Raw genomic sequence first — 12,695 nt, 5'->3', positions numbered from 1 at the left:
TTATTAATTACATTGACTTCTAAAAAAAGAAAACTTAGAATTTATAAAGGGATCCTCAATTGTTCGCTATCATTTATATAGGAGGTAAGTTAAAGTGTATAGCTTTATTTCTATAAGATGTAGGTTGGCTCTTTACAGTCTTGGTGTTCTCTTTATCTTTTTTTATATGGTATTTTGGGTAAATCAGAAGGTATATGCAGAAGATGTGCCTTGGACATCAGTTTCAAATGAGGGAGAACGTGTACTTTTTCAAGAACAATCTTTGTATAGTAATGATCTAATAGGAGAAGATCTTGTTTCGCCTTCATTTGAAGGGCGTAAACATGGTAGGGAAGATTGGGGATATTTATTGGAAAATACTAAGTTAAATTATTCACCTAATATTCTCACCTATTCTGTTATAGGAATAGATGATCGAATACGGGTCAATGATACAACTTCATATCCGTATAGCGCTATAGTCCATGTAGCAACTCAGTATAATAATGGAGAAATTTATGGGTGTACAGGAGCACTAATTAGTAAAGATACAGTGCTTACAGCTGGACATTGTATTTACAATAAAGAAATTGGTGGATGGGCGACAAATGTTATTGTAACTCCAGGTCGTAATGGAGGACAAGCACCGTATTTACCTTTTAGAGGAACAAAACTTTACTCAGTAAGTGGATGGACTGATAATGAAAATTCAGATTATGATTATGGAACGATTAAATTAAATGGGTCTCCCGGAGATTATACAGGTTGGTTGGGATATAGAACTACCTATGTAGATTCACCAAAAGGTTTACTTGCGGTGATTCCTGGATATCCAGCTGATAAGGTAGGAAATGAACGTTACACAATGTGGAGAGACTATGGTCCAATTGAAGGCGTTAACCCTAGAATTTTAACGTATAGGATTGATACTTATGAGGGGCAAAGTGGGTCACCTGTATACCATTATTTTGATACGGGTGTCAAAATAATAGCCATTCATACAAGAGGAAATAAAAATAAGAATTCTGGAAATCGGATAACAGACAATGTGTTTAATAATATTAAAAAATGGTCTGAATAAATATAGTAAGTCTATTGGGATTTTGTTTTGTATATTGGTCATAATCTTGATGTCTAGTTGTATGGCAAATAATGAGGAGAATGCTAGTAAGGTTGGTAATCCTATAACTTTCTATGTTCAGAATAAAGAGAAACAACCGATAAAAGATTTTGAAATTATGCTTATAAAAGATGAATCACCTGGGCCTAGTAAAGAAATCGTAATTTCGATAGGGAAGACTAATCAAGAAGGAAAATTCATTTGGAAGACTCCGAGAAAAGGGAAGTATATAATTTTACTACCGAATAATGAGAAAAAAGCGATTGTGATTAATGATAGAAATGTAGCTGAATTAATAACGATTAACGTAAATTAATGAATAAGGATAGGCCGAAACAAGCCATATGGTTGATTCGGTCTATTTTTATATGGTTAGAAAGTATACATTATAGGCTTAAAATTAAAAACTTTACAATATACCCTAAAGGGTATATGATATTATACAAAGTTACAAAGTAATGTATAATATAGTTATAATTATGGAGGTGGTTTACAGTGGAATATAATCAAGACATGAAAAACCGCTTGAAACGTATTGAAGGTCAAGTTCGTGGTGTGCTTCGTATGATGGAAGAAGGAAAAGATTGCCGAGAGGTTATTACACAGTTAACGGCGTCGCGTTCTGCATTAGATCGTACAATTGGACTTGTTGTTGGAACAAATTTAGAGCAATGTTTACGTGAGCAGTTTGAAAGTGGCAATGGTTCAAATGAAGAGTTAATTAAAGAAGCTGTTCAATTACTTGTAAAAAGCCGATAATCTGTCAAACATAAGTGTTGACAGATTTTCAAAAACGTTTTAATATACCCCTACAGGTATATGTATATGAAATGTGGAGGAATCGATAATGAGTATAAAAGTAGATATGAGTTTAGATTGTAAAGGTTTGGCTTGTCCGATGCCGATTGTGAAGACGAAGAAGGCGATGGAGAGTCTCGCATCGGGGCAAGTGATTGAAATTGAGGCAACAGATAAAGGATCAACGATAGATATACAAAGTTGGGCGAGTAAAGTAGGGCATCAATATATCGGGACGAAACACGAAGGTGACATATTGATGCATTATGTGAGGAAAGCACACGAGCATGAAGTGAATGAAGTTGTGAAATATCCTCATACAATTACGAATGCGGAATTGCAGGATATATTATCTCACGGAGAAGAGTGCATCGTATTAGATGTTCGCGAAGCAGCGGAATTCGCTTTTGGTCATATTCCATCCGCCATTTCGGTGCCGTTAGGCGAATTAGACAGTGCAACGTTAGATCAGACGAAGCAAATTTATGTTATTTGCCGAACTGGTAACCGCAGTGATGCAGCTTGTCAAATGTTGAAAGAGAAAGGTTATTCAAATGTGAAGAATGTCATTCCAGGTATGTTAGAGTGGCAAGGGAATGTAGGAAAATAAAATTTTTTAAATAAAAATATACCTACGGGGGTAATTGAATGAGTGTTAAGATATTACAAGCAAAAGAGGTCGCAGAGAAAGTTTTATTCGGAGAGTTGTTTATTTTAGATGTTCGGAATGAGACGGATTATGAAGATTGGAAAATTGAAGGGAAACAAATCACTTCTATAAACAAACCGTATTTTGATTTATTAGATGGTGTAGATCATATTGTAGATGAATTGCCGAGAGAGAAAGAAATTTTAGTTGTATGTGCGAAAGAAGGTTCTTCGCAGTTTGTCGCAGAGCAATTGTTAGATGCTGGTTTCAATAATGTTTTTTATTTAGCTGGCGGTATGAAAGCTTGGAGTGAATATGTGAAGCCATTAAAAGTAGGAGATGTACAGGGCGGGGGAAGTATATATCAATTTAATCGCCTTGGAAAAGGGTGTTTATCTTATATGGTCATTTCAAACGGTGAAGCAGCAGTCATTGATGCGGTGAGAACAATTGAAGCATACGAAGATTTTGCAAAAGAGCACGGGGCTACTATTACTAACGTAATGGATACACATCTACATGCAGATCATATTTCTGGTGGGCGTAAGTTAGCTGAAAAAGTAGGCGGTACGTATTGGTTACCTCCAAAAGATGCGGAGGAAGTCATTTTCTCTTACGAACCGCTTGTAGAAAGTACTGTTATTACGGTGGGGGGTACCCTAATTCATATTGATGCGCTATACTCACCAGGGCATACGATTGGAAGTACATCATTTATTATTGATGAGACGTATTTATTATCAGGCGATATTTTATTTGTAGATTCAATCGGGCGTCCAGATCTTGCTGGGAAGGCGGAAGACTGGGTAGGGGATTTACGAAATACTTTATATAAACGTTATAAGGAATTATCTCAAGATTTAATCGTTTTACCGGCTCATTATTCAAAAATAAGTGAAATGGACGACAGAGGCATTGTGAGTGCGTATTTACAAGATTTATTTAAGGAGAATGTAGGGTTAAATATTGTGGATGAGGTAGAGTTTCGTAAAACTGTGACAGAGAACTTACCGCCTCAGCCGAATGCTTATGAAGAAATTCGTCAAACGAATATGGGTAAGATTTATCCGAGTGTGGAAGAAGAGCGTGAAATGGAGATTGGCCCAAATCGTTGTGCAGTTCATGATTCATTATAAAATAACAAACTGGAGGAATAGATGATGAATGTAAAACAAGTATTAGATGCGAAAGGTTTAGCATGTCCAATGCCGATTGTAAGAACGAAAAGAGCGATGGATACTTTACAATCTGGAGAAGTGTTAGAAGTACATGTAACGGATAAAGGATCAATTAAGGATATTCCAGCGTGGGCAAACAAAACTGGTCATGACATCGTAAAACATGCAGAAGAAAGCGATGTACTGAAGTTTTGGATTAAGAAGGCGTAGAAAGAAATAATTTTATAAATGTAGAGGGGGAGTTATATGAACACAATATTAAGTACGCTTTTCATTGTACTTGCTGCATCGTTTATTATTTCACGTTTTTTACCGGTGAAAGGTGTTCAAAATATAAATGGAAAAGAATTAAAGAGTATAGTGGGGAAAAAGGGGAAACAATTCATCGATGTTCGTACAGTAGGTGAATATAGAGGAAATCATATGAAAGGATTTCAGAATATCCCGCTAAATGAGTTAGTTAGTAAAGCAAATCAGCTAGATAAAAATAAGGAAGTAATCGTTATTTGTCAGAGCGGGATGAGAAGTAAGCAAGCAGCAAAAGTATTAAAAAAATTAGGGTTTCAGCGCGTTATCAATGTTTCAGGTGGTATGAATGCTTGCTTGTAATTAAGAAGGGGACGGGAAATATGAAAGAAATGACTGCAAAAGAATTAGAAGAAAAATTGTTACGTAAAGAAGCAGTAAATATCGTAGATGTACGTGAAGTAGAAGAAGTAGCCGAAGGGAAAATTCTAGAAGCATGTAATATTCCGCTAGGACTATTAGAATTTCGTATGCATGAGCTAAATAAAAATCAGGAATATATTATCGTTTGTCGCTCAGGAGGAAGAAGTGCAAGAGCAGTTCAGTTTTTAGAGAGCTACGGTTTTCGAGCGATCAATATGGTAGGTGGTATGTTAGCTTGGGAAGGTAAAGTCGTATAGTATGAAGATAAACGATTTGAGCCTTTTTATAAACAACCAAATACCCCTATAGGTAATTGGAGGGAGAACAACATGGAACAACAGAAGAAAACGACGATTGTTTTATTTAGTGGAGATTATGATAAAGCGATGGCAGCTTATATTATTGCAAATGGCGCAGCGGCGTACGATCAAGAGGTGACTATTTTTCATACTTTTTGGGGATTAAATGCCTTAAGGAAAGATGAGCATGTGAAAGTAAAGAAAACGTTTATAGAGAAAGTGTTTGGAAAAATGATGCCGCGCGGCGCTGGTAAAATGGGATTATCTAAAATGAATTTTGCTGGTATGGGACCAAAGATGATAAAAGGTATTATGAAAAAACATAACGCCATGCCTTTGCCGGATTTAATTGATTTGGCGAAAGAACAGGGTATTAAACTTGTAGCTTGTCAAATGACAGTAGATTTATTAGGGTTAAAAGAGGAAGAGATTATGGAAGGGGTAGAGTTTGCAGGAGTAGGTGCATATTTAGCAGATGCTTCGGATGGGAATGTGAATTTATTTATTTAAATCACCTTCTTTTTAGAAGGCGGGGGATACAATATGAGTTTAACAGTACTACTTTTTATTATTGGGTTTATAGGTTCGTTTATTTCAGGAATGGTTGGGATTGGCGGTGCAATTATTAATTATCCGATGATCTTATACATTCCAGTATTGCTAGGATTTACTGGCTATACACCACATGAAGTGAGCGGTATTACAGCGGTTCAAGTATTTTTTGCAACTTTTGCAGGTGCATGGGCATATCGGAAAAGTAACGATATGGATAAAACGTTAGTTGTGTATATGGGAGCTAGTATATTAATAGGAAGCTTTGTAGGTAGCTTTAGTGCGAATCTATTAAATGAGCATGCTGTAAACATTGTTTACACATTATTAGCTACTATTGCGGCTATTATGATGTTTATACCGAAGCGAAGCGATCGTAAGGGATCAGAGGAGATTATGTACAATAAATGGCTAGCTAGTTTACTAGCGTTTAGTGTAGGAAGTGTTTCCGGCATTATTGGGGCTGGTGGTGCATTTCTTTTAGTCCCGATTATGCTAGTTGTTTTAAAACTACCGATACGTACGACAATAGCAACATCTATCGCTATTACTTTTATTTCCTCGATAGGAATTACTACTGGGAAAGTGATTACTGGACAAATAGTTGTTATTCCGGCTCTTATCGTTGCGATAGCAAGTTTATTTGCCGCTCCCCTTGGGGTGAGAGTAGGGAAGAGAGTGAATCAAAAAGTTTTGCAATATGTATTATCTATTTTAATTGTAGGCACCGCTATAAAGATGTGGATCGATATGATATGAATAAAAAAGGATGGTGCTGCTTGCAGCCCATCCTTTTATTTTATCCCGCTCTTTGTGGGCAGTAAAACTTCCACCGATTATAGTTTCACTTTATGCCCAAATAACTTTCATTAAGTTCTTATATTCATCGTTTGCCAGCTTATACAGCATTCTCGTATGTTCAAAGACAAGTGCGGGATTAAAGTTTGGTTCTGAGAATGCAAGAGATGTTGAAATATCAATTGCATTTTGTTTGTTTAGCGTGAATTTTGCAAATCGATAAGATGTGTTTAATTCATTGATGACATGTAAAACGTCATTTGTTGATGTTGAATCAGGTACAAGAGCAACATTGAAGCAGTATATATCCACAGCAGGATGTTCGCTTTGGAAAGCAGCGATAAGTTGAATTTTTGCGCCAGCTTCTGTTTCTAATCCTACTGAAAAATGTACCGAACCATCATTTTCATCTATATTTTCTTCCATGTATATATCGTTTGATTTTAAGTACTCTTTAAAATCTGAAATGTTATGTTTTACTGCAGCTTTCATATGTGTGAGCCCCCTGATAATTGGAATAGATTACTATTATTTATTATAATTTAAAAATATTAAAAAAGATAGTTGGAAAGTTCTGATTTTTTTGTTTTGAAAGCATTAAAAAGAAGCAGTGCTCTACCTCCATAGAGCACTGCTTCACTTTATTCATTGTCATTAGACGATGTTTCTGTATCTTGACTGTTATTTTTATTCTTATTTTGAGTTTCATTGTTACTTGATTCGCGTTCACTCGTATTTTCAGACTTAGATTCTTTTGTTTTCTCTGAGCTTGTTTTTTTCGAATCAGAATCAGATTTTGTATATGCAGGTAATCCAAGGTGAGTACGAAGTTCGTTTGTAACATTAGCTAATTCTTTTTTATCTGGATTGTAGTAGTAAGTTCGGCCACCACCAGGAGATTGACTACATGTATCATCACCTTTTGCCATGTAACAGTCTTCACCTTCAATTTGTAATTTCTCAATTGAAGAATCTGCTCCATATTTATAGAATGAAAGCATATCGTCGAATGTTAAATTTGTAACGAATTGTCCGTTAATATCATCAATGATGTTACCAACTTTTGTTACGGATCCAACGCTTGTTAGTTTCTTTAAAATAGCTTCAATAACAAGTTGCTGACGTTGTCCACGCATTGCATCACTATCAATGTGTCGTGTTCTAGCAAGAGCAAGAGCTTCTTCACTATTTAACTTTTGAACACCTTTTTTCAGGTGAATTGCATCGGCATTATCATTGCTATCTTGTTCAGTAAATTCAACTGGTACGTCAACTTCAATGCCGCCTAAATCATCGACAATTTTCATAAATGATTTAAAGTTAAATTTTACAAAGTAATCGACAGGGACATTCATTAACTTTTCAACTGCATCAATACTTGCTTGTGGTCCACCATCTTTTCCGTTTTTGGTAGAACCGTATGCATGAGCGTGTGTAATTTTATCTTTTTTCTTTTCTACTGGAATATAAGTATACGTGTCACGTGGAATACTTAATAGCTTTACAGTTTTGCTATCTTTATTAAACGTTGCAAGTAATAGTGCATCCGTTCTTATAGCTTCACCATATTCTTTCCCACGGACATCGCTTTCATCAACACCCATTATTAAGACAGAGACGTTATTTGTAATAGGTTTTACAGCTTTATCACGTAAATCAGATTTATCACCGCGCGCTAAATCGTGAGCGGCATTTCGAACAGCAGAAGATGCTTTATTTACTAAAAACCAAGTATAACCGCCACCTATTATTAAAAATAATAAAATAACGCCTATAATAATTTTTGTTTTTTTCTTACTATTTTTCGGTTTAGTTCGTGTATTTTCTTGCAAAGATGGGTTTTGCTCCATTTCTTGTACTCCTTCATTTGGATTGAAATACGACACTCATATCCACTTATTATAATGAAATTTAGCGAAAAAAAACATTACAAATCATTTACATTTCGTAAAAATTCAATTTATTTATAAAAAGTCAGATTTTCTATATTTTATTTTTAAGATATAGAACAAGTATAATGTGTTTTAGTAGAAATGAAAATATGTATTGTGAGAAAGTGATAGAGAAGTAAGATTTGTTGAAATATAGCCAAGAAAATGTGATTAGCTGTATATGTACTTCTTATATAATAAAGAAAGATTTTACGGATGGAGGAGAGAGCATAATGAATCATACATCATTCCGAGCAATGGTCGTGAACGAAAAAGAAAATAATCAATTTGAAAGAAAGCTTGTTGAGAGAGAAGTCAATAGTTTACCTGAAGGAGACGTATTAATACGTGTTTATTATTCTTCATTAAATTATAAAGATGCCCTTTCAGCTACTGGTAATAAAGGTGTAACGAGAACATATCCTCATACACCAGGCATCGACGCAGCGGGAGAGGTAGTTAGTAGTGGAAGTAACGCCTTTCAGGAAGGCGATCAAGTTATTGTAACGGGATATGATTTAGGTATGAATACTTCTGGTGGTTTCGGAGAATATATTCGAGTGCCATCATCTTGGGTTGTTCCTTTACCAAAAGAAATGTCTTTAAAGGAAAGTATGATGTACGGGACAGCAGGTTTTACAGCTGCCTTATCGGTATATAAGCTCATTAGAGCAGGAATTAATCCTAATATGGGAGATGTTTTAGTAACGGGTGCTACGGGCGGAGTAGGCAGTGTAGCAGTTAGTATTTTAGGGAAGCTAGGATATAGCGTAGTAGGGGCAACAGGGAAAATGGAAGAGAAGGAGATGCTGCTACGTTTAGGTGCAAAAAAGATGATTCATCGCGCGGAATTGAGTGATGAATCAGAAAGACCAATGCTTAAAGGAATATACGCTGGGGTTGTCGATACTGTAGGCGGAAACATGTTAGAAAGTTCTTTAAAGGTAGTTAAGTATGGAGGCTGTGTAACAACGTGTGGTAACGTAGCAGGGCAGGAATTAAATACAACTGTATACCCATTCATATTGCGAGGGATAAGCCTTTTAGGAATAGATTCAGTTCAATGTCCAGTAGATGTGAGAAGAGAAGTGTGGGCATTGCTAGCCGGTGAGTGGAAAAATTCAGAGCTATTATCTTATACAGAAGAATGTACATTAAAAGAATTAGATGAGAAGTTTGCACTTATACTGCAAGGAAAGTTAAAAGGAAGAACGGTTGTAAAGATGAAATGAAAAAAAGAGACGCTCAAATTAGCGTCTCTTTTCTATTATAATGATTGTTTTAAATTTGCTTTTCCTTGTTCACCTAAAACGCCATCAGCAATATTTACAGCGTGATCACCGATACGCTCTAAGTTACTTACCATATCAACGAAAATAATACTTGCATCACCTGAACAGCTACGCTCGTTTAAACGTAATACATGACGTTTACGTAGTACACGTTCCATTTGATCGATTTTACGTTCTTTCGCAATAACCGTTTGAGCTAGTTCAGTGTCGAAGTTTGTTAAGGCATTGATTGCATCTTGTAATGTTGAAATTGTTAATTCAAGCATTTCATTTAATTCAGCTAGTGCTTCATCTGATAGTGAAACGCGGTTTGAAATTTGGAAATCTACAAGTTCTACCAGGTTTTCTACATGATCACCAACACGTTCAATATCTCCAACAACACCTGCTAGAACTGAATGCTTTTCAGAGTCTGTATGTGAAAGTGGTTTTTCTGATAGTAAAACTAAATACTCGGTAATTTTTTTATCTAAATTGTTAATAGCAGCTTCTAATTGAGTAGCCATATCAGCGTGTTTCTTTTCTTGAGTATTTAAAAATTGGGTTGCTTCTTTTAAGCCATGTAACGAAAATTCAGCCATACGAATAACTTCTTTTTGTGCTTCAGTTAAAGCAATGGCTGGAGATTGCTCAATAAAGATTGGATTTAAATGTTGCGGTTTGAAATCAATAGCAGAATCTTCGCCGCGAATAAGTTTTGTTACAATCCATGCTAGCACTGCAATGAATGGGAACTGAATAACCGCATTTGTTATGTTAAATGTTCCGTGTGCAAAAGCAATTGTCATTTCTGGATTTAAGTTTAAAGATGTTTGGAAATATTGAATTAAACTTGTAAATGGTACTAATAAAATCGTAAAGATGATTGTACCGACGATATTAAAGATAACGTGAACTAATGCTGCACGTCTTGCTGCAATAGAAGTACCGATTGCTGCTAATACAGCTGTAATTGTTGTACCAATGTTATCACCGAATAATACAGGAAGAGCAGCTTGTAAATCAATTGCACCTTGACCGAATAATTCTTGTAAAATACCGATTGTCGCACTTGAACTTTGTACAACTAAAGTGAAGACTGTACCGACAACAATACCTAAAACTGGGTTATCACTCATGCTAACCGTTAGTTCTTGGAATGATTCTAAAGAGCGAAGAGGTTTCATACCTGAGCTCATTAATTCTAAACCGAAGAATAACATACCAAAACCGAATATAACTTGACCTAAAGAATGTACTTTTTTATTTTTAAAGAAGAATAGTAAGATAGCTCCAACTGCCATAATAGGGAGAGCGTATTCTCCGATTTTAATCCCGATAATAAATGCAGTAACTGTCGTTCCGATATTTGCACCCATAATAACACCAATTGCTTGTCTTAATGTCATAAATCCGGCACTTACAAGTCCGACTGTTAAAGCGGTTGTTCCTGAACTTGATTGAATTAATACTGTAACTAACATACCTGCTAGTACACCCATAAGAGGATTTGTTGTAAAACGATCTAGAATATCGCGAAGACGATCTCCAGCTGCTTGTTGCAGTCCATCGCCCATGTATTTAATCCCGAATAAGAAAATACCTAATCCACCAATGAACTGGAAGATCATATCTTGAATATTATATTCCACGCATTCCACTCCTTAAATTTCATGTACGATGTAATTATTAACTAAACCTTGAGACACTGTAAACGGTTTATCAGTAAAATTTACACTAAATTTACAAAGTGGTGAAAAGTTTACATTTCTTTAAAGAAACACCTGGATTTAATTGGTTTTTCCGATGATATATCTAATCAGTTTGTAAAGAAATCACATTTGTCACACTATTTGTGGATAGTAAAAATAGGAGAGGTAAACTATCCAAATTGGGTGGGCTATAAGTAAAATTTCACCTTATTTATAATAATGGTTCTTTGCATATTTTTTGATCAAAGTTAGAAAAATATGTAGGGGAAATGGGGGAGGTGTGAAATGAATGTATTAAATGAAAATGAAAAAAGCAGTGTGATTTTTCTTAGGAATCCACTGCTTTTTGCATTTGTGTATATATGATTTTTTTAGTCCAAGTACTTTGAAAAAGAATCAGTTAACATTACCCAGCGGCTTTTTCGTTTATTTTATCTCCCTGCTTTTGTTTCCGTAAGCTTGTGATGTAAATGAAAAGGAACGCGATAAGTAATAGGGAAGAATAACGATATACAGTTGCATAGTTTGTAAAGTGTGCAATGAATCCAAAAATAATCGCTCCAGCACCAATTCCAAGATCAAATGCTGAGAAGAATGTTGCTGTTGCGACTCCTCTCCGGTGCGGTGCTACTCGGTCAATCATCCATGCTTGTAGTGCTGGTTGAATCGCTCCAAAACCACTTCCGTAGCATGCTGCCGCAATAATTAAACTCGGAATTGTAGTTGTATACGACAGTAAAATAATACCTGTAAACGTTATAATAACTCCTGGAATGATGACGAAGGTATGGCCCTTCGTATCATATAATTTTCCAGAAAACGGACGAGTTACAGCGATTGCAAGTGCGTTAAATAAAAAGAAGAGACTAATATCGGCAATGCCGACTTCCGTAGCAAATAATGTGATAAAGCTCCCGATCCCTCCGTACATTAATGTAATACATAATATTAATAATGAAGGAAGTAAAGCTTTACGCTCAATAAACCCATCGAGAAAGGTAACAGATGTTTGCTGTGGTGGTTGCGGCGATTTTTTGATTTGAAGTAGTTTCGTTAATATTAATGAAACTATTGTGCATGAAAGTGCACATAAAAAAAGAATCGTGAAGTTATATGTTTGCATAAGCCAAAGTCCGATAAGCGGGCCGAGTGCCATGGCGATAGTTCCAGAAAGACCGAAATACCCCATGCCTTCGCCGCGGCGAGCTTGCGGAATTAAATCTGAAACGACAGTTCCGTATGTAGTCGTTGTAATACCGAAACCAGCTCCGTGTAAAATTCGAACGGCAAGCAATAGGAAAACGGTTGAAGCGAAAAGATAACTGCCCATAGCGAGTAAACAAATAGCAGTACCGATCATTAAAATGATTTTTTTGTTGAATTTTTGCAAGGCATTTCCAGTTAGCGGTCTAACAAAAAGTGCCGCAACGGTAAACATACCGACAACGAACCCGATATTTGAACTTGTGCCCCCAATTTCTTTCACATAAACAGGTAAAGTTGGAATTAACATTTGAAATCCTAAAAACATACATAAGTTTGCTAGAATTAGCGCAATAAACTCTCTTGTCCATAACGGTTCTCGCTTTACGAGTATTGCCTCTCCCATATATTCATCCCCTATATAAAAGTTTTCCCGCGTTAACGGGCAGTAAGACTCTCACCTCAAAATTTGGCTGGAGCAAAGAAGTTAGGTGGGAGCCCTGCTGTCCGTTAACGCCCGATTGGTGAAGGCTAAT

General features: G+C 35.9%; 15 protein-coding genes. 11 read left to right on the top strand and 4 right to left on the bottom strand.

The features are described from left to right. Positions 1 to 166: 166 nt before the first annotated feature. The 10 genes from KI356_RS18725 (at position 167) to KI356_RS18680 (ending at position 6,003) form a co-directional block, all read left to right on the top strand. Positions 167 to 1,060 (top strand): trypsin-like serine peptidase, encoded by an 894-nt coding sequence (locus KI356_RS18725; RefSeq protein WP_238486207.1) that lies wholly within the window; start codon positions 167 to 169, stop codon positions 1,058 to 1,060. Beyond that, complete coding sequence (locus KI356_RS18720; RefSeq protein ID WP_212936119.1) at positions 1,026 to 1,415, top strand: DUF2606 family protein; 390 nt, start codon at positions 1,026 to 1,028, stop codon at positions 1,413 to 1,415. Before KI356_RS18725 ends, KI356_RS18720 begins: the two co-directional genes overlap by 35 nt. Before the next feature lie 179 nt (positions 1,416 to 1,594). Further along, on the top strand, positions 1,595 to 1,858 hold the full coding sequence (locus tag KI356_RS18715; protein WP_000456206.1) for a metal-sensitive transcriptional regulator: 264 nt from the start codon (positions 1,595 to 1,597) through the stop codon (positions 1,856 to 1,858). A gap of 88 nt (positions 1,859 to 1,946) precedes the next feature. Further along, positions 1,947 to 2,507 carry a sulfurtransferase TusA family protein gene (locus tag KI356_RS18710; RefSeq protein WP_212936118.1) on the top strand — a complete coding sequence of 187 codons (561 nt, stop codon included), beginning with the start codon at positions 1,947 to 1,949 and terminating at the stop codon, positions 2,505 to 2,507. Between the two features lie 38 nt (positions 2,508 to 2,545). Further along, positions 2,546 to 3,682: an MBL fold metallo-hydrolase gene (locus tag KI356_RS18705; RefSeq protein ID WP_212936117.1), complete on the top strand. Its 1,137-nt coding sequence runs from the start codon at positions 2,546 to 2,548 to the stop codon at positions 3,680 to 3,682. Between the two features lie 21 nt (positions 3,683 to 3,703). Beyond that, entirely contained in the window at positions 3,704 to 3,934 is a 231-nt protein-coding gene (locus KI356_RS18700) for a sulfurtransferase TusA family protein (protein WP_071747801.1), read from the top strand. A 36-nt stretch (positions 3,935 to 3,970) separates the two neighbouring features. Then, positions 3,971 to 4,333, top strand: a complete 363-nt coding sequence (locus KI356_RS18695) for a rhodanese-like domain-containing protein (protein WP_212936116.1) — start codon at positions 3,971 to 3,973, stop codon at positions 4,331 to 4,333. A gap of 20 nt (positions 4,334 to 4,353) precedes the next feature. Further along, positions 4,354 to 4,650 carry a rhodanese-like domain-containing protein gene (locus KI356_RS18690; RefSeq protein WP_016128744.1) on the top strand — a complete coding sequence of 99 codons (297 nt, stop codon included), beginning with the start codon at positions 4,354 to 4,356 and terminating at the stop codon, positions 4,648 to 4,650. A gap of 72 nt (positions 4,651 to 4,722) precedes the next feature. Next, positions 4,723 to 5,202 (top strand): DsrE/DsrF/DrsH-like family protein, encoded by a 480-nt coding sequence (locus tag KI356_RS18685; protein WP_128283132.1) that lies wholly within the window; start codon positions 4,723 to 4,725, stop codon positions 5,200 to 5,202. A gap of 33 nt (positions 5,203 to 5,235) precedes the next feature. Continuing rightward, the gene (locus tag KI356_RS18680; RefSeq protein WP_128283133.1) at positions 5,236 to 6,003 is read left to right on the top strand and encodes a sulfite exporter TauE/SafE family protein; all 768 of its coding nucleotides are present in this window, start codon (positions 5,236 to 5,238) and stop codon (positions 6,001 to 6,003) included. A gap of 90 nt (positions 6,004 to 6,093) precedes the next feature. Here the strand turns inward: KI356_RS18680 and KI356_RS18675 are convergent, their stop codons facing one another. Together KI356_RS18675 and KI356_RS18670 are read right to left on the bottom strand one after the other, a co-directional pair. Beyond that, the gene (locus tag KI356_RS18675) at positions 6,094 to 6,534 is read right to left on the bottom strand and encodes a hypothetical protein (protein WP_002116389.1); all 441 of its coding nucleotides are present in this window, start codon (positions 6,532 to 6,534) and stop codon (positions 6,094 to 6,096) included. A 149-nt stretch (positions 6,535 to 6,683) separates the two neighbouring features. Further along, a complete protein-coding gene (locus tag KI356_RS18670; RefSeq protein ID WP_212936115.1) occupies positions 6,684 to 7,892 on the bottom strand; it encodes an LCP family protein in 1,209 nt (402 codons plus the stop codon). 314 nt (positions 7,893 to 8,206) lie between these two features. Here KI356_RS18670 and KI356_RS18665 point away from each other — a divergent pair, with 314 nt between their 5' ends. Continuing rightward, positions 8,207 to 9,205 carry a YhdH/YhfP family quinone oxidoreductase gene (locus KI356_RS18665; protein ID WP_212936114.1) on the top strand — a complete coding sequence of 333 codons (999 nt, stop codon included), beginning with the start codon at positions 8,207 to 8,209 and terminating at the stop codon, positions 9,203 to 9,205. A 35-nt stretch (positions 9,206 to 9,240) separates the two neighbouring features. Here the strand turns inward: KI356_RS18665 and KI356_RS18660 are convergent, their stop codons facing one another. Both KI356_RS18660 and KI356_RS18655 read right to left on the bottom strand, forming a co-directional pair. After that, a complete protein-coding gene (locus KI356_RS18660; RefSeq protein WP_128283136.1) occupies positions 9,241 to 10,896 on the bottom strand; it encodes a Na/Pi cotransporter family protein in 1,656 nt (551 codons plus the stop codon). 466 nt (positions 10,897 to 11,362) lie between these two features. Continuing rightward, complete coding sequence (locus KI356_RS18655; protein WP_212936113.1) at positions 11,363 to 12,565, bottom strand: MFS transporter; 1,203 nt, start codon at positions 12,563 to 12,565, stop codon at positions 11,363 to 11,365. Positions 12,566 to 12,695 lie beyond the last annotated feature (130 nt).

The organism is Bacillus hominis (genome assembly GCF_018332515.1).
Lineage (GTDB): Bacteria > Bacillota > Bacilli > Bacillales > Bacillaceae_G > Bacillus_A > Bacillus_A hominis.
Note: the sequence above shows the minus strand (reverse complement) of the source record. Positions and strands in the feature narration are given on the sequence as shown.

Bases quoted from the DNA above. Each gene is read 5' to 3' on its own strand.
- KI356_RS18710 (WP_212936118.1), top strand. From the start codon at position 1,947: ATGAGTATAAAAGTAGATATGAGTTTAGATTGTAAAGGTTTGGCTTGT.
- KI356_RS18725 (WP_238486207.1), top strand. From the start codon at position 167: ATGGTATTTTGGGTAAATCAGAAGGTATATGCAGAAGATGTGCCTTGG.
- KI356_RS18665 (WP_212936114.1), top strand. From the start codon at position 8,207: ATGAATCATACATCATTCCGAGCAATGGTCGTGAACGAAAAAGAAAAT.
- KI356_RS18670 (WP_212936115.1), bottom strand. From the start codon at position 7,892: ATGGAGCAAAACCCATCTTTGCAAGAAAATACACGAACTAAACCGAAA.
- KI356_RS18655 (WP_212936113.1), bottom strand. From the start codon at position 12,565: ATGGGAGAGGCAATACTCGTAAAGCGAGAACCGTTATGGACAAGAGAG.
- KI356_RS18695 (WP_212936116.1), top strand. From the start codon at position 3,971: ATGAACACAATATTAAGTACGCTTTTCATTGTACTTGCTGCATCGTTT.
- KI356_RS18675 (WP_002116389.1), bottom strand. From the start codon at position 6,534: ATGAAAGCTGCAGTAAAACATAACATTTCAGATTTTAAAGAGTACTTA.
- KI356_RS18700 (WP_071747801.1), top strand. From the start codon at position 3,704: ATGATGAATGTAAAACAAGTATTAGATGCGAAAGGTTTAGCATGTCCA.
- KI356_RS18720 (WP_212936119.1), top strand. From the start codon at position 1,026: ATGTGTTTAATAATATTAAAAAATGGTCTGAATAAATATAGTAAGTCT.
- KI356_RS18690 (WP_016128744.1), top strand. From the start codon at position 4,354: ATGAAAGAAATGACTGCAAAAGAATTAGAAGAAAAATTGTTACGTAAA.
- KI356_RS18680 (WP_128283133.1), top strand. From the start codon at position 5,236: ATGAGTTTAACAGTACTACTTTTTATTATTGGGTTTATAGGTTCGTTT.
- KI356_RS18685 (WP_128283132.1), top strand. From the start codon at position 4,723: ATGGAACAACAGAAGAAAACGACGATTGTTTTATTTAGTGGAGATTAT.
- KI356_RS18705 (WP_212936117.1), top strand. From the start codon at position 2,546: ATGAGTGTTAAGATATTACAAGCAAAAGAGGTCGCAGAGAAAGTTTTA.